General features: G+C 36.1%; 20 protein-coding genes. 11 read left to right on the top strand and 9 right to left on the bottom strand.

Features of this window, described 5'->3' with window-relative positions; genetic code table 11:
* Positions 1-38: 38 nt before the first annotated feature.
* Positions 39-2,177: a TonB-dependent siderophore receptor gene (locus RMB03_RS16545; protein WP_205469327.1), complete on the bottom strand. Its 2,139-nt coding sequence runs from the start codon at positions 2,175-2,177 to the stop codon at positions 39-41.
* Positions 2,178-2,398: 221 nt separating this feature from the next.
* Here RMB03_RS16545 and lpxB point away from each other — a divergent pair, with 221 nt between their 5' ends.
* Complete coding sequence (lpxB, locus tag RMB03_RS16540; protein WP_311076967.1) at positions 2,399-3,574, top strand: lipid-A-disaccharide synthase; 1,176 nt, start codon at positions 2,399-2,401, stop codon at positions 3,572-3,574.
* 43 nt (positions 3,575-3,617) lie between these two features.
* Here lpxB and RMB03_RS16535 read toward each other — a convergent pair whose 3' ends face one another.
* The gene (locus RMB03_RS16535) at positions 3,618-4,487 is read right to left on the bottom strand and encodes a DUF2797 domain-containing protein (RefSeq protein WP_005040959.1); all 870 of its coding nucleotides are present in this window, start codon (positions 4,485-4,487) and stop codon (positions 3,618-3,620) included.
* 39 nt (positions 4,488-4,526) lie between these two features.
* On the opposite strand from RMB03_RS16535, the gene RMB03_RS16530 reads away from it, so the two are divergent.
* Positions 4,527-4,988 carry a DUF6231 family protein gene (locus RMB03_RS16530; RefSeq protein WP_311076966.1) on the top strand — a complete coding sequence of 154 codons (462 nt, stop codon included), beginning with the start codon at positions 4,527-4,529 and terminating at the stop codon, positions 4,986-4,988.
* A 99-nt stretch (positions 4,989-5,087) separates the two neighbouring features.
* On the top strand, positions 5,088-5,678 hold the full coding sequence (locus RMB03_RS16525; RefSeq protein WP_003651596.1) for a YidB family protein: 591 nt from the start codon (positions 5,088-5,090) through the stop codon (positions 5,676-5,678).
* 120 nt (positions 5,679-5,798) lie between these two features.
* Here the strand turns inward: RMB03_RS16525 and RMB03_RS16520 are convergent, their stop codons facing one another.
* From RMB03_RS16520 to RMB03_RS16500, 5 genes are all read right to left on the bottom strand, one after another.
* Entirely contained in the window at positions 5,799-6,905 is a 1,107-nt protein-coding gene (locus RMB03_RS16520) for a porin (protein WP_281833634.1), read from the bottom strand.
* Positions 6,906-7,160: 255 nt separating this feature from the next.
* Positions 7,161-7,574, bottom strand: a complete 414-nt coding sequence (locus RMB03_RS16515; RefSeq protein WP_003651598.1) for an HIT family protein — start codon at positions 7,572-7,574, stop codon at positions 7,161-7,163.
* An 18-nt stretch (positions 7,575-7,592) separates the two neighbouring features.
* Positions 7,593-7,862 (bottom strand): YARHG domain-containing protein, encoded by a 270-nt coding sequence (locus RMB03_RS16510; RefSeq protein WP_003651599.1) that lies wholly within the window; start codon positions 7,860-7,862, stop codon positions 7,593-7,595.
* 717 nt (positions 7,863-8,579) lie between these two features.
* Positions 8,580-9,452 carry an NAD(P)-dependent oxidoreductase gene (locus RMB03_RS16505; RefSeq protein WP_311076965.1) on the bottom strand — a complete coding sequence of 291 codons (873 nt, stop codon included), beginning with the start codon at positions 9,450-9,452 and terminating at the stop codon, positions 8,580-8,582.
* Positions 9,453-9,462: 10 nt separating this feature from the next.
* Positions 9,463-10,548, bottom strand: coding sequence for an alpha/beta fold hydrolase (locus RMB03_RS16500; protein WP_005040948.1), 1,086 nt, complete (start codon positions 10,546-10,548; stop codon positions 9,463-9,465).
* Between the two features lie 135 nt (positions 10,549-10,683).
* Between RMB03_RS16500 and RMB03_RS16495 the strand changes: the two genes are divergently transcribed.
* From RMB03_RS16495 to RMB03_RS16475, 5 genes are all read left to right on the top strand, one after another.
* Positions 10,684-11,871: an O-succinylhomoserine sulfhydrylase gene (locus RMB03_RS16495; protein ID WP_209830718.1), complete on the top strand. Its 1,188-nt coding sequence runs from the start codon at positions 10,684-10,686 to the stop codon at positions 11,869-11,871.
* Between the two features lie 194 nt (positions 11,872-12,065).
* Positions 12,066-12,299, top strand: coding sequence for a hypothetical protein (locus tag RMB03_RS16490; protein ID WP_017390619.1), 234 nt, complete (start codon positions 12,066-12,068; stop codon positions 12,297-12,299).
* 277 nt (positions 12,300-12,576) lie between these two features.
* Complete coding sequence (locus RMB03_RS16485) at positions 12,577-12,906, top strand: YbaB/EbfC family nucleoid-associated protein (protein ID WP_004642711.1); 330 nt, start codon at positions 12,577-12,579, stop codon at positions 12,904-12,906.
* Positions 12,907-12,915: 9 nt separating this feature from the next.
* On the top strand, positions 12,916-13,512 hold the full coding sequence (gene recR / locus RMB03_RS16480) for a recombination mediator RecR (RefSeq protein ID WP_017390620.1): 597 nt from the start codon (positions 12,916-12,918) through the stop codon (positions 13,510-13,512).
* A 328-nt stretch (positions 13,513-13,840) separates the two neighbouring features.
* Positions 13,841-14,965, top strand: coding sequence for an HRDC domain-containing protein (locus RMB03_RS16475; protein ID WP_017390621.1), 1,125 nt, complete (start codon positions 13,841-13,843; stop codon positions 14,963-14,965).
* A 463-nt stretch (positions 14,966-15,428) separates the two neighbouring features.
* Here the strand turns inward: RMB03_RS16475 and RMB03_RS16470 are convergent, their stop codons facing one another.
* Positions 15,429-16,112, bottom strand: a complete 684-nt coding sequence (locus RMB03_RS16470; RefSeq protein ID WP_311076964.1) for an NAD(P)H-dependent oxidoreductase — start codon at positions 16,110-16,112, stop codon at positions 15,429-15,431.
* A gap of 118 nt (positions 16,113-16,230) precedes the next feature.
* Here RMB03_RS16470 and RMB03_RS16465 point away from each other — a divergent pair, with 118 nt between their 5' ends.
* The 3 genes from RMB03_RS16465 to RMB03_RS16455 all read left to right on the top strand — a co-directional run bounded on the left by RMB03_RS16465 (position 16,231) and on the right by RMB03_RS16455 (position 17,939).
* On the top strand, positions 16,231-17,082 hold the full coding sequence (locus RMB03_RS16465; RefSeq protein ID WP_080026993.1) for a LysR family transcriptional regulator: 852 nt from the start codon (positions 16,231-16,233) through the stop codon (positions 17,080-17,082).
* Positions 17,083-17,178: 96 nt separating this feature from the next.
* Positions 17,179-17,445 carry a hypothetical protein gene (locus tag RMB03_RS16460; protein WP_004642715.1) on the top strand — a complete coding sequence of 89 codons (267 nt, stop codon included), beginning with the start codon at positions 17,179-17,181 and terminating at the stop codon, positions 17,443-17,445.
* A 158-nt stretch (positions 17,446-17,603) separates the two neighbouring features.
* Complete coding sequence (locus RMB03_RS16455) at positions 17,604-17,939, top strand: hypothetical protein (protein ID WP_017390624.1); 336 nt, start codon at positions 17,604-17,606, stop codon at positions 17,937-17,939.
* Between the two features lie 66 nt (positions 17,940-18,005).
* Here the strand turns inward: RMB03_RS16455 and RMB03_RS16450 are convergent, their stop codons facing one another.
* The gene (locus tag RMB03_RS16450; protein WP_002113596.1) at positions 18,006-18,170 is read right to left on the bottom strand and encodes a hypothetical protein; all 165 of its coding nucleotides are present in this window, start codon (positions 18,168-18,170) and stop codon (positions 18,006-18,008) included.
* Positions 18,171-18,207: the final 37 nt, after the last annotated feature.

Below are 18,207 nucleotides of genomic sequence, written 5' to 3'. Positions count from 1 at the left end.
AAGAAAAGCCAATCCCTAAATTAGGATTGGCTACGATATTAATATTTAAACTTTACAGCAACTGTATAGTTGGCAGAAGGACCATAAAATCCTTGGCCATCAGGGAAGCTATATAGATACTTCTTATCGAAAATGTTATTGCCATTTGCTTGAAGCGTAATATGTTTATTTACTTCATAGCTCGCCATTAAGTTGACTAAGGCATAAGCATCTTGTGTGATAGTACTGTTTACAGTTGAGTCATATAGCTTTACACCATCTTGCCATTGTAAGCCTGCCCCAACTTTCAGCTTAGGTAAAACTGACGGCGTATAGGTCGTTAGCAAATTAAGTGTCTGGTTCGGATTATAAGTTCTTGCCTCACCACCATTCTTAATATCTTTAATACTAAATTGAGCGTAGCCGAAAGAAAGATTCACATTATCTGTGATTTGACCTGATAGGCCGACTTCTACACCTTGTGACTCTAAATCACTGGTTGGTACTTTTCTGTTAAGTGGATTTCCATCAGAGTTACGTAATGGATAATTATTCTGCTCAGTTTTAAAGACTGAAAGTGTGCCTGTTAAACGGTCATCTAGCCACGAGCTTTTTACACCCATTTCATAGCTTTTACCGTCAATAGGTTTTAAAGCCTGATTCGTGTCTTTATCAATACCGGTTTGCGGGCGGAAAATAGAGGTATAACTCATATAACCTGTATATTCAGGTGTGAAGTTATAGGTGAGTCCAACATAGGGTGAGACTTTACTTTCGCTATATGACATTGGTGAGCCATAGCTTTCACCTTTACTCTCAGCTCTGACATAGTTTGCACCAAGTAAAACTTTTAAATCTTCATTGAGGTGTAAGCGCGTCGCGGCATAGATCGAGTCAATGTTTTGCGTATAGTTAGCCGCTTCTGTGAAATCTGACCAAGTTATAGATTGAGGTGTCCAGCTTGCCCAGTCTGTAGTTGTCGAATTGATAACATTACTATCGTTAATCGTTCCTGTAGATTGTTTATCTTGCTGACGACTTCGCACATAGCTATAACCGAGAGTTGCTTCATGTTCTCTGTTAAAAAGTTTATAGGTTCCTTCGAGGTTAAAATCTACTGCATGTTTCTCTTGATGTTCTTGACCTCCCCAAGGAGTTAAAGATACCCCTGAACCATCAGCTTTTGGATAACCATAATAGTAAAGGAGGCGACTATTGTGCTTAGTATCAAGATAGTTATAGGTTAGCTTCGCTGCCCATTGCTCATTAATTTTTTGCTTTAATTCGACAAAAGCATTTTGTGTTTCATTATCCCAATGTGCCCAATCGGGGTTAGGGTTATATGAGCGGTCGTACGAAATTTGCTTGCCATTTGCATCGAGTAAGGGCAGAGCACCCCAGTTATTTGCATTCGGTTTATTTTGTTCTTGGCTATAGCCTGCGGTGAGTAAAGTAGTATCTGTTAAGTCAGCTTCAACAATACCTGCGAAACCATTTTTTTCTGAAGAATATCGGTCAATGTAAGAATCGCCAGTTTGCTCATAGCCCATGATACGGCCACGTACTTTTCCACTAGGGGTAATTGAGCCTGATACTTCAGCTTCATAACGCTGCGTATCCCAAGAACCATAACTTACACCGCCACTTGCTTGGAACTCTTGAGTTGGTCGCTTACGAATATTGTTGATCGTTGCACTTGGGTCACCAAATGCGTTAGTCAAAGAGTCTGCACCTTTAACTATTTCTACACGATCGTAAAAGTAGGTATCAGGGTTAGTGTTGTTGTAGTTATAACCTGAGAGGGGAAAGCCTACGCCGTCAGTCAAAATATTTGAAATCTCAAAACCACGAGCCATGTACGAAGTACGTTCGGTTTCCTGATTGCTTACAGTTACTCCTGGAGTATTTTTTAGAACATCTCTCGTACTGGTAAGCCCAAAATCTTCCATTTGCTGACGAGTGACTACGTTAATAGTTTGAGGAGTTTCTTTAGCCTCAATATTAAGCTTGGTTGCGCTACTTGAGTTTTTAACATTGTATGCTTTGGTCTGTTCAGAAGACTGCTCAGCACTTGTGGCTTTAACTTGAATGGTCTGTAAAGCTTGCACAGCAGCTGTATCTTGAGCATAAGTGAGGTTTGCATAACAAATCGCGCAGGCGATGACTGATAGCTTAAATGGTCGAGGTGGGATATTCATAAGAGTAAAGATAATGTAAATAATTCTCATTTATTTTATTGTTTGTGAATGTAAGCTACAATTCAAATTGCATTGTTAATTTAGATTAAAAAATAGTAAGTGAATGTAATTTTAGATAGCCAAGCACCTTAGCTACTTTCCGTGAGTATGTATCGATCAAGTTCAAGATTGATAAACCTCTATGCTAGAATGTATTATTTCAAATTCTTGGGTAAATCGCCTTGGCAAACCGAAAACTTAAAATAGGCATTGTAGTTGGGGAAGTTTCAGGAGATACGCTTGGTGTTAAGCTCATGCGTAGTTTTCGTGAGCAGGGAATCGATGCTGAATTTGAGGGAATAGGTGGACCTCAAATGATTGCTGAAGGTTTTAAAAGCTATTACCCGATGGAAACTTTGTCGGTAATGGGGATTGTTGAAGTATTAAAAGACCTAAAAAAACTATTTGCGGTACGTGATGGCTTAATTAACCAATGGACTGAGCATCCCGTTGATATTTTTATTGGTATTGATGCGCCAGATTTTAACCTCAGACTTTCAAAAAGTATTAAAGAAAAAAATCTTCCAATAAAAACAGTTCAATATGTGAGTCCTTCGGTTTGGGCATGGCGTCAGGGGCGTGTTCATGGCATTAAACAGAGTATAGATCTAGTTCTTTGTTTATTTCCTTTTGAAAAAGTCTTCTATGAGCGATATGAAGTTCCGGCGGCATTTGTAGGCCATCCATTAGCGAAACAATTACCACTTGAAAATCCAATTCAAATTGCAAAAGGGCAATTAGGTCTTGATGAGAATCAAAAACATATTGCTTTGTTGCCAGGTAGCCGTAAAGGTGAAGTAGAGCGACTTCTTCCTATGTTGCTGGGCGCTGCCAATATTTTGCATACCAAATATCCAGATATTCAATTTTTGATTCCTGCAATTAACGATGCACGTAAACAACAGATTGAGCAGGGTGTTGAACAATTAGCACCTCATTTAAAAGCTGCAATTCATATTTTAGAAAATACAGACGCTGAATCAAAAGTTGGCCGTATGGTCATGAATGCAAGTGACATCATTGCTTTAGCTTCTGGAACTGCAACATTAGAAGCAATGTTAATGCATAGACCTATGGTCACTTTTTATAAGTTGCATTGGTTAACTTATTTAATTGCTAAGTTTTTGGTGAAAATTCCTTATTATTCTTTACCAAATATTATTGCTGGTAAAAAAGTGATTGAAGAGTTGATTCAAGCAGATGCAACGCCAGAAAATTTAGCAGCTGAAATAGAAAAATTGATGAATGTTGAAAGGGCACAAATTCAAGTGATGCAACATTTAACCATGCATAAACAGCTTATTTCTGGAAATACAGAAGATCCAGTACAGGCAATTTTAAAAATTTTAGAAAAGTAATTAAAAAATAGGCATTCTTCTGAATGCCTATTTCTATTTTAGTTTAAGCACGCACAATGATCTCGTAACCCGTATATTTACGAACATTAATAACACCAATATCAAAGATTAAATATTGACCTTTAATACCCTGTAATACGCCGCGAATTTTTGGAGTTTTATCCAAATTTAGAGACTTAATTTTTTCAGGGTACTGCTCAACAGGGTAAACAAACTCACGTGGTAGCTCATCTTCTAATAACTCAACGGTTTCGTTAAATTCAAGATTTTGGCTAAATTCCTCACGAATCGTTTGAATTTTGGGCGCAAACTCTTCGATTAACTGATCACGTTGCTCAGTTAGTTTTAGAGGTTCAGCTTCCCCTTTAAGGAGTTTACGCCAATCAGTTTTGTCAGCAACTAAAGAACCAAACATTGTTTCAAGCTGACCCGATAAACGACGTGATCCAACTTTCATAATTGGTAAGGCCTGAGTTGCACCTTGATCTAACCAACGACCTGGCATATGACTAACACGGGTAATACCAACTTTCAAAGCGCTAGAATTTGCTAAATAAACAATATGAGGTTGAAAACAAACATTGTGGGCAAAGTCATCTTCACGACATGTACCTAAGTGGTAATGGCATGTTTCTGGTTTCATAATGCAGAGGTCACATTCCGCTTTCGTTTTAAAACATTTAAAGCAGTGACCTTGAGAATAAGATTTTGGTGTTTTAGTGCCACAAGAGGTGCAATAAATATTACCTGTCCATTCGATCTCTAGTTCTTGTCCTAAATTAAAAGGAAGATCAATTTCTGAACGGTCTAATACAAATTTGTATTCAACATTTGCCTTGGTTGTCTGTTGATCAGTTACACTAGCATCTTTTAGGCCTGCATGCATTTTATGGCAAATGCCTTGTAGTTCCATAAAGTTTAAACTCACATCTTTCAATTAAGGGTTGCAGTCATGGCTGAACAAAATGTCATCGCTTCTATGCTAGACGATTTATCAAAAGAACAGCCCATTCATACTGCACTTTGTATTGGCCAAAAAATTGACCGGAATCACGCAATTCAATGGCACTATTTTACCGTAACTGAGCTTTTAAGTCTGCCTTTTACTCAGCGTTATGATTTGGGTTTTGTATTATTTGATACTGATGAAATGCAGAACATAACTGAAGTACAAAAATCACAATTATTAGTAAAGCTACGAGATTTATTAGCAAAACGAATTGTTGTGGTGAGCAAACGAAGTGATGAACAGTTATTACGTTCCCTAGGCTTCACACAACTGATTGATAAGACTTCGCATGATAGTGATTTTGCTTTATGGCAATTTAATATATTGACCTATAAACATGTTCCAGATTGGTTTAATTCAAAGTTTTGGGCAAACCCAGAAAACTGGAATAAATTCCGTTGGTAAAAGAGCATTAAATCTCTTTCAAAATTTAACAATTTGGTTTTTGCTGTCTGAACAAGAATCCGCGTATGCTCATGTATAAACCATACATAAGAGTTACATATGACAAATTTAAGCAGCATTGTTGAAGTTTTGGCTAAGCAGGCATTAGGTGGGAACCAGCAAGCATCAGGTCAAGGCGGTTTGGGCGGAATTTTAGGTTCAGTACTTGGACAAATGGGTGGTAATACTTCTTCTGGCACTCAAGGGGGCCTTGGTGGAGTATTAGGTTCTGTATTAGGCCAAGTGACTGGCAATAATAATGCACCTCAAGCAGGTGGTGGTGTACAAAGTTTATTAATTGCGGTTGTGCCTTTAATTTTAGGTTGGGTTCAGCAACAAGGTGGTTTGCAAGCTGCTTTAGAAAAGTTAAAAGGAGCAGGTCTAGGTAGCCAAGTTCAAAGCTGGGTTGACCCAAATCAAAGCAATAGTGAGGTTCCTACTCAGCAATTACAAAGTCTATTTAATCCAGCCGACATTGAACAAGTTGCAGAGCAAGCTCAAGCTCCAAAAGAACAAGTTTACGGTGCAATTGCTTCAGTCTTACCTCAAGTCATTGACTCATTAACACCTCAGGGTGATAGTACAAATCCTCAAGAAGCAAATCAGGACATTCAAAATGTGATGAATCTTGTGAGTGGTTTCTTGAAATAAGATATAGGTTGTTAAAAAAGCCGATAAAATTGATATCGGCTTTTTTATTTTTCGCACCATACAATAAAAATAAAAGGGCATAAGCCCTTTTATTTTTATAATTAAATCAGAGATGACTGATTAGAAATTATATTCGATACCTGTACCAACAACAGTTTGCTTGTCGTCATCATTTAGCCAGTCGCGTTTTTGCTGAGCAACAATGCCGTAGAAGCGAGCTTGTTTGTTGATTTGGTAATCAAGACCTAAGCCATACAAATCAATTTTACGATCTGCTTGACCACTTACTTGTGTTTCAGCAGAAGCGTATTCAGCTTTCACTTTAAGTTTAGTATTTGGAATTTTATAAGCCGCTGTAACAGCATAAGCTTCTTCTTCTAAACCGCGGTATGCTTTACCAGCTTTGTCAACTGCACCATCTGATTTATATGTTTGACCATATGCAGTCAAGTCATCAGTAGGTTCAGCATGTTGCCATAAAGCACCTACAACAAAGCCTGATTTTGCGATGTCATAAGAACCCGTTACACGGTAAGCATCTGTATAAACATCTTTCAGACCGTAAGCAGCATATTTACCTTTAATACCGAAGTCACCAGCAGCAGCCACTGCTAAGCCAAGGTCTTTGTTTTCATAACCAAGCGCAGTTGACACAGAGTCAAAGCTGTCATTTTTGCTGTCTTTACCAGTTTCACCTTGTTTGCTATCTGAGGTGCTTTCACCAGTTTGAGCCATGATATTGAAAGTTAAACCCGCTAATAATTTAGGGTCTAATTCAAAACCAATCACGTTGTCTAAGCGGTTTTCGCCGTACATGATGTTGGTAATATCTAAACGTGTATCGTCATTAAAGATGTCTTGGTTACCACCAGCAGCAGTTTTGAAGTAAGAATCGTACTTACCTACTTTTAATGTACCAACACCATCAGTTTTTAAACCGATAAAACGGTTACGAGCGCTAAGATCAGTATCTGAACCTGAACCATCAGTAGAAATTGCCCATTCAGCTAAATAAACAGCAGATAGCTTGTCAGTTAATTTCTCTTCGCCTTTTACCCCAATGCGAGAAGAGTTTGAGTTAACTTCAGTAACGTCACTTTTTCCATCGAAATTTTTATTGTCAACTTGGTTAATAGAAACATTCAGTTTGCCATACAAAGTTGGCGCTGCTTGCACCGCGTTTATGCTCAAAGTTGCAACTGCGGCAGCGAGTAGCAATTTCTTCATTGAGATTTCTCCAAAAAGTATTTAAAAATGGCGTATGCCTAGTTAACTATTTATTTTGTAGTTGACTTATGTACAAAAAGTTACAAAAGCTCACCAACTTGCTAAGCAGTATCGGCAAACTTTGTGACAGGGGCGTGAAAAATAAATGACAGTTTTATGACGGTTAAAATTTAGAAATAAATTAATTATTTTAATTTTTTATAGTTTTTAGACGAAAAAAAGCGGAGTCAAAACTCCGCTTTAATGAATTAAAAATCAAAGAGCTGCTTTAATTTTCTCAGCTAATCCTTTAATTTTTTCTTGGTCACCTAACTCTATAGCATGGCGTCCAAGTTGATGCACATTTGTAGGAATAAGGTGAAAATGAACATGCGGAACCGTTTGTCCTGCCGCTGCTCCAGAAAGTTGCATCAAGACAATACCTTCTAAATTGAGGGCTTTTTCCATTGCTTTCGCAATTTTTTGAACAATTTGTATGGTATATGCGGCTGCTTCTGGAGGTAAATCAAGGAGCGTTACAGCAGGTGTTTTTGGAATAACTAATGTATGACCATCGGCTTGAGGCATAATATCCATAAAAGCTAGAACTTGATCATCTTCATAGATTTTTATCGCTGGAAGTTCATCACGTAAAATTTTTGCGAAGATATTTTGATCATCGTATGCCATGTATTATTCCTTTAAAAATTATTTACATTTCAGTTCTTTCTGACGCTCTTTAATAGCATCAAGACGTTGTTGCTCTTTGTCAGAAAACTTTGGTTTTGTCGTGTGACAGTTTTCATTACCATATTTTTCTTTTGCATCAGGATCTTTAAAACAAAAGCCTTTTGATGCATAAATCAAATTATAATCGTCTTGCAATTTCTGACATTCTTGCTCAGGCGTTGCAGCTTGAACGTTTAAACCAGCAATGCTCACCATGCCAGTAAAGACTGCAACCATAAATTTATTCATGAGCGTTTCCTCAGTTAAAGGTATGAACCTGTACTCAATATAAGGTTTATTACCAATATTTCAATGACTATTAATTACTCAAGTGTCATTTTGGTTGATAATTTGTTCACAATATAAATAAAAACTTTATATATCAACTGTTTGTAAAAATCAAATAAAAACATAAACTTAAGAAAAATTATATATATTTTTTAGAATTTGATTCTCGCTTTAATCTACTTTAACTGTTATTAAAGAGAGAAAAATATACTTCTGGTTCGGTTGATAATATATAAAAAATTGTAGGAAAAGATGAGATTTTATAGCTTTTTCATTTGCTAAATAGACGGCTTAAGTTTGAAATTGGGTCAATGAAAAACAAATATATCAATGACATTATAAAAATACAAAGCGTGATAATTATCACATTTTTGTATTTTAGGATTAAGTGGAATTCACAGGGCCCATTTTAATTTAGACGGAAATGGGCTTTTTCTTTTGATATCTAAAATATAAATGAGCCAAAATTGATCTTAGTTTACAATTCAACTGAAAGATGTATTGATTTTACATGTTTTAGCTTCTATTATGTGATCCTTAATTGCTGCGTTTGATAGTTTTTTGTTTTGTAACCCATTTCTAAAATTGAAATGGGTTTTTTTTAAGTCTTTTTAATATTCATTATGCAGCTTATTAAAATTAAGCATCTTTAATAAGCTGCCATCTAAAAGATTAAATTTATTCCAATGTAATCTTGGTCCATGCTTCATACATTTTAACTGCCGCAGAGAAGTCACTATTGTCTTCAGCAGTTAAATTCGCAGCCTGAATTAAACTTTGTGTTAATGACAAAAGTGGAGCAGGAAGCTTGGCTTGATGGACTAAATCTAAAGCAATTCCTGTATCTTTGGCCAGAAGAGGTAAGCCAAAGGTCACTGGAAATTCACGACTCAATACACGCTGCGGGAATATAGTTTCTGTTACCAAACTTTTACCACTTGAGGCATTAATGCACTCTAATGCTTCGTTCAAGCTTACACCATGTGCTTTGAGCGCACTGAAACCTTCTGCAACAGACCAAAGGTTGACTGCGAGTAACATATTATTAACGGCTTTTACAGCAAAACCAGCACCCGATTCACCAACATGTTTAATTAATTTACCTACTACTTGCAGTGCCGGTAATGCGCGTTCGAAAGCCGCTGCATCACCGCCCACCATTACAGTCAAAGTTGCATTTTCAGCACCTACTGTTTGACCGCTTACTGGAGCATCCAGAAAATCAACATTCAATTGTTTTAATGAGCTTGCTAATGCGCGGGCAGAGTCAGGGACTCCACTTGTACAGTCTATCCAGATTGCCCCAGATTTAATTTGTACATCATTAATAAGTGCTTCTACGTCACTGCTTGTCGGTAAACATGAAAAGATAATATCTGCTTGTACCGCTTGCTCTAGTGGGGCAGCCTTTGTGCCATATTCTGCTGCATGTTGTTTGGCCTTTTCGAAATTTCGATTCCATACATAGACAGTATCAAAGTGTTTCGGTAAATGTGCTGCCATACGGTAGCCCATTGCACCCAAACCAATAAATGCAACAGATTGACTCATGACCTTGTCCTTAAATTTGTGTTGAACGTTCGGTCAGCCATTTTGCCAGTTGTGGCCAAAACTCCAGAGCACTGGCCTGACTCGACATTAGGCCTAAATGACCGCCGGGGATGAGAGTAAACGTGACATCTTGGCTGCTTGTCAATTGACTTAATGGAGAAGCAGCATCGGCAGTCACCAACTGATCACTACGACCCGCGCCAACTAAGAGAGAGCAATCTATATTTTTTAATTCGATTTTCTTATCTTTTAATTGAATAAAGCCACGTTTTAGTGGATTTTGCAGCCAGACATTAAACAACATGTCCTGATTAATCCCACCTGGGTAATCAATCATATTATTTAAAAAGCTACTTAAGGTTGCATGCTCTTGTACAAATTGCAGGTCATCAAGATTTTTTAGCAATTGAACATGCCCATCAAACCAGCCTTTAGGATCAAGAATTTTAAAGCCTAATGAATTTAAAATTCCGGGACTATGAATCAGACGTTTTGGTAATCCAGAATAAATACGGTCCTGAATTTTTTTGTTACGACCAATAAGATGATTCATGTTTCGGTAGAGTTTGCCAATATAGCCAGATGCATAACTATCTATTGGACTACCAAGAACAATAAGGTTTTTAATATAGTTAGGTTGGTTAAGCGCAGTATATAAAGTGACGAATATGCCAGCCATACTCCATCCATGAAGTGAGATTTGTTCACTTCCTGAATGTGTGCGGACAATTTCTATCGCTTTAGGAATGAAATCTTCAATAAATGATAAAAAGTTAAGATGTCTATCTTTAAACTTTAAACTTCCCCAATCGACCAAATAGACATCGAAACCAGCATTTTGGAAATATTTAATAAGAGAGCGATAAGGATATAAATCATATATCGCCATATTAATCGCGAGTGGGGCAACAAATACTAAAGGCTCTTTAAATCTTTTTTGTGTTGCTGCGTAATAGCGAATACGGGTTTGATTGAACTCGCCAATGACTTCATAGGGAGTGCTTTGTGACAGAACCAATGTTTTTGGGTGAAATAGTCGGGCAGAAAGATGCTTCATTTGACTTTGTTCAGAGACAAGGGACTTTAAGCGTTTCATCTTGCTTTACCAACTATTTACTAAAGATTGAATAAAGTCTAAGCGATAATTTTAAGGTTTACCTTGACCTTAAATACATTAGACACTCAAAATGATGATAGTTTTTAGTACATGACCAGTAAAGGCGAACATTTAATGAACCAGTCTGATGATTTAGAATACCAACTTGATACCTTAGCCATTCGTACCGGACATACTCGTAGTTTTGAAGGTGAACATGGCGAACCGATTTTTTTGACATCATCTTTTGTATATGAAAATGCAGCTGAAGCTGCAGCAAAATTTTCTGGTCAAGTTCAAGGAAATATCTATTCTCGTTTTACTAATCCGACTGTATCGATGTTCGAAAAACGTTTAGCAGCTTTAGATGGTGCTGAACGTGCTGTTGCGACAAGCTCTGGAATGGGCGCGATTTTGTCAGTTACTATGGCATATCTCAAAGCGGGTGATCATGTTATTTGCTCAAGAGCAGTTTTTGGTTCGGTTGTTGCCTTATTTGAAAAATATATTGCCAAGTTTGGTGTAGATATTACATTTGTCGATTTATGTGATTTAGACGATTGGAAAAAGGCAGTACGTCCAGAAACTAAACTCTTATTTGTTGAGTCACCGTCTAATCCTCTAGCTGAGATCGCAGATATTCAAGCGCTTGCAGATATTGCCCATGCTAATGGTGCATTACTTGCGGTTGATAACAGTTTCTGTACGCCTGTTTTACAGCAACCATTAAAGTTTGGGGCAGACCTTGTAATTTACTCGGCGACTAAATATTTAGATGGGCAAGGGCGCGCATTAGGTGGTGCTGTTGTCGGTAATCATCAGTTATTAGAAGAAGTTTTTGGTGTTGTCCGTACGCTTGGACCATCAATGAGTCCATTTAATGCATGGGTTTTCTTAAAAGGCTTAGAGACTTTACGTTTGCGTATGAAAGCACACTGTGAAAGTGCTCAAATTCTTGCAGAATGGTTATCTACTCATGAAAAAGTAGAAAAAGTTTACTACGCTGGTTTACCAGCTCAAGAAGGTCATGAACTTGCTGCCAAACAGCAAAATGGTTTTGGTGGGATTGTTTCTTTCGTAGTCAAAGGCGAACGTGAAGGTGCTTGGAAGGTTATTGATAATACTAAGTTTATTTCAATTACTGGTAACTTGGGCGATGTGAAGTCAACAATTACACATCCTGCAACGACTACACATGGCAAACTTTCTGCTGAAGCAAAAGCTGCTGCTGGTATCCAAGAGGGGCTAATACGCGTATCGGTAGGCTTAGAAGATATTAATGATATTATCCGTGATATCTCACGTGGTCTGGATCTGATCTAATTAATTCTATCGAAATAACACTCTTTTGTTGTTTTGTTTATCAAACCATCTCTTTAATCGAGATGGTTTTTTATATTTAAATGTTACTCAAATTTCAGAATCGCAATAAAAAACCTACATTTTTGTTTAAATGAGGGCTAAGAGTACAAGGTATAAAGACTTTAAATTTAATTAAAAGAAATGCGAGTTTTAAAATGCTTAAGCCTATTGCTATTGTTGTTGTGGTAGGGGTAATTGGGGTGGTGGGATATAAATTATTGACCAAACCTCATCAACACCCAGTAAATGAAACAACCTTATTGATTAACAATGCAGAGAAGTCGGTGCAAGAAGCAGATAAATCTATTCAAGAAGCAAATACTTCCTTTAAGAAAGTCCCTTTAAGTGAATATAAAACAATTGATAAAGGGTTACAGGCATCTCAATAGTGAAATTTTTATAAAACTTTAATGTATAACTTTTAGGCGTTTATGAAGTGGATCTAAGTTTAATCATGCCACTCATGTAGCTACGTGGAATAGAGCTAGAGATACTGATAGAAAACATTAGTCTATTGTGTCAGAATTACGGATTAATTTGAGTTCAATGCGCTAATCTGTATGGATTTTAATCACATGGGTTGGTTCAATGAGATTAAGTTTTTATAAAGTATTAACAGATAACCAATAATACTTTAAAGATTTGATAGAGATACGGAGTAAAGTTATGAATATCAATATGCTCATGCAGCAAGCGCAGCGCATGCAAAAAGATATGGAAACAAATATAAAAAAGGCGAAAGAAGAGCTTGCCCAAACTGAAGTCCAAGCAGAAGCTGGTGGTGGTTTGGTTAAAGTAACCATGAATGGTCGCTATCTTGTAAAACGTATCGAAATTAACCCTGAATTACTTCAAGATGAACCTGATATGATTGAAGACTTGATTGCTGCCGCGGTAAATGATGCTGTGCGTCAAGCAGAAGTTATTTCAGAAGAAAAAATGCAAAAAGCGAATTCTGGTATGGGCTTGCCACCTGGCTTAGCGGGCATGTTCTAAGGAAGTTCTGTGTTTAGTGATAGATTTGAACAACTCGTTCAAGCTTTACGTATATTGCCTAGCGTTGGTCCGAAGTCGGCTCAACGTATGGCATTACATCTTTTGATGAAAAATCGAGAAGGTGCGTTCGCATTAGCTCACGCTTTACATGAAGCTTCAAGTTATATTCATGAGTGCAGCGTTTGCCATTCTCTAACTGAAAATGAAATTTGTGATATTTGTGCCTCAACTGAGCGAGAAGATCAACTATTGTGTGTAGTTGAATCACCAGCAGATGTAATGGCGATTGAGCAAAGTGGTAGTTTTCGAGGTAAATACCATGTTTTAGGGGGACATCTTTCTCCTTTGGATGGTATTGGTCCAGAAGAAATTGGCATTCCTTATCTGATTCAGCGCTTAAGTCAAGGCACTATTGAAGAAGTGATTTTGGCAACTAATGCGACTGTAGAGGGGCAGGCAACCGCTCATTATTTGGTAGAGGCGACTAAGCACTTACCTATACACATGACGCGTATTGCTCAAGGTGTACCGCAAGGTGGTGAACTTGAGTATGTTGATAGCCATACCTTAAGTCAGGCAGTTCATAACCGTATGAGAATGAAATAAGCATTCCGATGCTTATTTCATTGATGCGATATAAAATTGAATTAAATTTATTAATTTAGCTATTAAAGGCAAATATTATTTTGTCTTTAATTACAAAAGATCTTTTAAATAAAATATGAAAGCACATAAGAATGAAAAAGATCTTAGAGATTTTAAAGAATGAATATTTGGAGTTAACTTTAAAAGTATAAATAAAAGATCAAAAAATTATCTATTTTCGAAAAATTGTTCAAAAATAGAGTATTCATAAAGGTTTAAGTGGTAATTTCCTACTTCTATGTTATATATACCAGAGTTCTAAGCACTCTTTGCATTTACTTGAGAAAGCATGTTTCAGTTTATCCAACAGCAAACCGAATTGGTTGATGTTCTTCAAAAAATGGATCAATGTTCGATATATGGACTTGATACAGAATTTATTAAGGTTGACACACTCTGGCCTAAACTTGGGGTATGCCAAGTCAATGTAAATGGTAATGTCTATCTGTTGGATGGTGTTTCATTAGATCTAAGTCAGTTTTGGAAAAAGATATTTCTCGCACAGCAAAATATTTTTCATGCATGTGGGGAAGACATCGATCTAATCTATCATTACGCTGATCAAGAAGATTTGCTTAATGTGTTTGATACTCAAGTAGGTCTTTCTTTCTTAGGTCACGGACTACAAGTGAGTTACCAAGGCGCTTTAAAGCTTTGTCTTGATATTGACATTGAAAAAGATCAAACAAGATCCGATTGGTTGGCAAGGCCTTTATCGCCTCAGCAACTCTGTTATGCAGCCAATGATGTTCTATATATAATGAAGTTAGCTCATCATATTCAAGAACAACTTAAGCAGAAAGGGCTTTATGACTATGTTCTTGAAGATTGTAGTAGTTTAACTAAAGAAATTATTAGTGAAACGCCTACAGAGTTACTCTATACCGATGTTGGTAATTATCGTCATTCGCGCCGTCAATTGATGCAATTGCAAAATTTAAGTGAATGGCGTGATTACATTGTTAAAGCGACGAATCAGCCACGTAGTTTTATTCTTAGAAACTCAACCATGATTGATATGGTTGAAAAGAATCCACGCAATAGTTTTCAACTCTCGCAAGTTAAAGATATTCGCCCAAATGTAGTTCGTGAATATGGAAAAACGATTCTAGAATTACTGAAAGATTTACCTAATGAAAGTGAATGGCCAACAAGAATTGCCAAACCTTTTAAAGTAACATCTAAAGAAACTTTAAATAAAATGGATATGGTACTTGCCCATGCAATAAGTGAAACTTCTATTCCTAAAGAAGTATTACTGAGAAAAAAATGGCTAAACGCAATTCATCAACATGTTCTTTCTCAAGGGGATGAACAAGATTTACCTGATTATCTTTTGGGTTGGCGTTATGAGTTATTAACTCAACCATTAATTCATTTATTTCAAGAAGAAAAAGAAAGTCTATCAATTTAAAATGAGTTGATAGTTAAAATTTAAAAGGCTCATCTTCGTGATGGGCTTTTTTAATTAAGGATAGTGAATGGCTTAAAGTTTAAATTGAGTAGTTTTTATTTAAAATAATAGATATTTTACGGTAATAGTTAATAAAATAAATAATTATATTAGTTATATTATACAATTAACTTATTTTAAAAAGCTAGTAAAGTGATGAATTGGATGGGTTTTAATTTGTAAAAGTGATAATGAATTAAATTAACCGATTCAATGAGAAAAATTCAATTGATTAAACATACAGGTCTGTATATTCTTGGAGACAAGAAAAACAATTTCAATATGAATAATATATAACTATAAGTTTGTTTCAGTGCAGAAATAAGAAAGCCGACCCAATTGGGTCGGCTTTTTATTTTTTAATGATATAGCTCAGTTAAAATGTCAGTAGGTTATTAGATTTTAAAAATTAACTATTAATATTCTACGGATTTTTTGTGAATGAACCAGCAAGTTCAGCTACAAGTTCTTCAGCTTTTTGAAAAGCATTTTCTAATGACTTTATATGTCGTTCATCTCCAAACTCTTGATATTCTGAGGCAATTTCATAAATTTTCTCTACACCTAAATATTTACTGAGTGTATGCAGGTGAGGTGCAAGATGATTCATGTTGTGACGAATTCCATCTTTCTCAAAACCAAACTCTCCACTAGATGTGATAATGATTAAAATTTTTCCAGATAAAAGAGGTTGTAAAGGGAAATCTCCTCGAGCAAGGTCAAAATCAAATGTCTTATTAATTCGAATAATTTGGTCAAACCATGCTTTGAGTTGAGCAGGCATACCGTAATTGTACATAGGAGAAGAAATTAGAATAATATCTGAACTCGAAACCTCCGCTATTAACTGATCTGATATTGATAAGACATCGCATTGAGTTTGTGTTCTTTTATTTTCAGGTGTGAATACAGCATCAATCCAGTCCTGAGTAATAAATGGAGGCGGATTCATTCCTACATCCCGATAAATATACTCATCCATAGGCCTTTTATTTTTCCATAAACTGACCAATCGGCTGGCAATATTTTTTGAAATAGAATTATGATTTGGATTGGGGTTAATTGCAGCTCGTACGCTGGCATCTATATGTAACATTTTGCTCATCATAAATTCCATAAGGGTTAGGAGTTAATTTATTCTGAGTTTTAAATGAGAAGTAGACAAACGAGAAAATTACAGCTATAGATGATTTTAAATCACCTATAACTGTGATTCAGGAGAAAGCATGCAAGTCTCATTGCAAGCACTTAGGGCATTTGAATCAGCTGCTCGACTAGGCAGTTTTAAATTGGCTGCTGAAGAGCTTTCGCTAACACCGACTGCAATTTCACATCATATTGCCAATCTTGAAAGCAGGTTAAATGTTGATTTATTTCATCGACAGGTAAGAAAAATAACGCTTACAACGACAGGTGATAGGCTAGCAGTAGCGATTTCTGAAGGATTTCGTAAAATTGAAGATGCGCTAGATGAAATAACAGTAAATGGAAATACACTCAGAGTAGCTACTACATCCTCATTGGCAGCAATGTTGTTAATTCCCTCAATAAATGAATTTTATCAATTACATCCTGATATCTCAGTTGAATTTTCTACAGGTGAAGCGTTAGAAAGTCACTTATATACATTACCTATTCGATATGGTGATGTATCTTTAATACCTTCTAACGACATTCTTAAATATGAGTCTTTTAATGTATTTGGTGCCTCTAAACTTGATCTACTAGAACATTCTAATGAGCCAATAACGTTATTCACCACAGAATGGAAAAATAAAGCATTACCAAGTCCGCCACTAGAAACTTGGCTTGAGCTGAATGGATGGGACCGAACGCAAATAACAATTAAGAAGTTTGATCAGGAAATTTTTGGAATACATGAGGCATTAGCGGCCAATGGACTCGTGTTTTGTTCTTCTACACTTGCCCAGAGATTTATTAAAGCGAATCTTATACAACCTCTTAAGACTAAATCAGTTCAATCTGAGCTGTGCTATTACATTCCAAATAAAGAAGATTTTAAAAATAGAAATGCCAGAAAATTTATTGAATGGATAGAAAGATTATTTAATCAATAAGCTTATATTTCTGATCGGAATTAACTACACAACACCAAAACTATATAAGCTTTTTATGCTATAAAATTAGATAAATTAATAATTAGAGAGATAAATATGCTTAATAACTTTAGTGCTGAACAAGCGCGTCAAAATGCTAAAAATTTTAAAATCAATCAAGAGGCCATGCTGGAAAAAATTTTAACAGGCACTGAAACTGATTCTAAAGCAGGGAAGCGAAAAGCAACTTTCCTGTTTCCGATTGATGCTGTAAGTCCTGATCACCTCACACAAGTAGAAGAGGAACTTAGGGGTAGAGGCTTCAATGTATCAACCAATATCGAACACTCTGGTACTACCATAACGATAGAAATAAGCTTTTAAATATCGATTTTTTGTTAGACCGCTCTTTTAAAGGCGGTCTTTTATATCGTATTAAAAAGGAAGATAAATTTATTTACATTTAAACGTATGTTAATCATGATTTTATTTGACAGGTTCTACCATCTTCTGTAGCTTTACTTTTTAAGTGGAATATGGATATGAACTTCCAAACAATACTTTTATCTTTCAAAAATCAATCTACTGGTACAGATGCATTTAAAGATTTAAAAAATGCTTGTGAACAGTCTCTTAAAGAATCTCAAAATACAAAAGAAAAGGCAGCAGTCTATTTGATCTATGGTTTTGCACGTAGCTACGTGATTTTATATGAAGATGAAGCAGTCACAACTGAATTTGCTAACGCATCTAAGACTACACTCATAGGTTACATGGAATGCCTCAATGAAGCTCTATTAAGTCAAGATGATAGTGCTATTTTGAATGCCCTAAATCAAGTAACTGATAACTATATAAAGAGTTCTCGAGTCTTTTAAATATCATTAACTTGTTTGGTAAAAATACTTCTTTAGCTTGGGCTAAAGAAGTATTCAAAGTTTGTATTAGTGAGACTTTTTCTTACCGCCGCCATCTTGTTTATTGACGGTAGACCATGCGATTCGTTCAGCTTCTTCTTGAGAATGACCTCTGTCTACTTCACTCTCAACAATATGTTTAGCCTGACGTTTTTGCTTTGCTGTGTAAGCTGTTTTATCGCCACGAGGCATAAGTTCATCCTCCACATCTATTATTAAGATACTTATT

Origin of the sequence: Acinetobacter sp. V91_7, assembly GCF_031799075.1 — a bacterium.
In the GTDB taxonomy this organism is placed as follows: domain Bacteria; phylum Pseudomonadota; class Gammaproteobacteria; order Pseudomonadales; family Moraxellaceae; genus Acinetobacter; species Acinetobacter calcoaceticus.
The sequence above is the reverse complement of the archived record's forward strand: the minus strand, read 5'-3'. Positions and strand labels throughout refer to the sequence as shown.